Consider the following 832-nt stretch of genomic DNA (forward strand, 5'->3'; position numbering starts at 1 on the left):
TACCAAGAAGCTAACTTCGAATTAGCCACCAAGATCACCCACAGGGTGCCGCAATCAGCTGATCGAGCTCAAACCGATTCCAGGCCAGACGAATTGCGAGAGTTGGTCGACGTGGCCGCCGCGGGCTGCGACCACACTGCGACCACCAGGCATGAAGACAACGAAAAGGCCGTCTCCACCCTTTGGTGGAAACGGCCTCCGACCTGCGAAAACGCTGGTCGGGACGACAGGATTTGAACCTGCGACCCCTTGACCCCCAGTCATTCCGCTTTGGGCTCAAGGAAGTTCGATGGATTTGGCCAGCGCTCCCAACCATCGGGACGCAGTCCGCACGCTATTGGTTGGCGTTCGGCACCTCGACCCCTGTAGATGCTTGCCGTCAATAGGTCCACTTTATGACTACTCTTCGAAGGATCGAATCCCCGGGAGTCTGACTCGTCGAAGGGCTCGAAAGCAGACGCCTGAGTCGGTACCAATCAGGTGATGTCTTGCTGGCGCCATTGCGGTGGGAGCTTGGGCAGCCCGATCAGGACGTCGACGCCGAGGTGCTCGGCCATGAGGGCTTTGAGGTTGCGTCCGTTGATGAGGCGGATGCGGTTGCGGGCGGCGAAGTCGTGGCTGGCCTTGCCGAACCAGGACGTGGTCACCACGATGGCGTGGCTGGCGTTGACGTCGTTCATGACGCCGGCCATGGCCCGCACTGTGTTGGGGTCGATCACGTTGCGAGAGCGCTTGGCCTGGATGGCGAAGACCGTGACGCCGAGCGGGTCGCGTTTGACGGCGACTGCGTCGACGCCCTCGTCGCGTGACCCCTGGGTGCGCCAGGTCTCGT

At 61.7% G+C, this 832-nt stretch carries 2 protein-coding genes; one reads left to right on the forward strand and one right to left on the reverse strand.

Going from position 1 to position 832, the window contains the following annotated elements:
- A partial coding sequence (locus tag DN069_RS41075; protein ID WP_207892327.1) for a hypothetical protein occupies positions 1-237 on the forward strand: 237 nt, incomplete at its 5' end.
- Positions 238-476: 239 nt separating this feature from the next.
- On the opposite strand, the gene DN069_RS30620 is transcribed toward DN069_RS41075, so the two are convergent.
- On the reverse strand, positions 477-832 hold a 356-nt coding region (locus DN069_RS30620), incomplete at its 5' end, for a restriction endonuclease (protein WP_133260090.1).

Source organism: Streptacidiphilus pinicola, from assembly GCF_003258295.1.
GTDB classification, from domain to species: Bacteria; Actinomycetota; Actinomycetes; order Streptomycetales; family Streptomycetaceae; genus Streptacidiphilus; species Streptacidiphilus pinicola.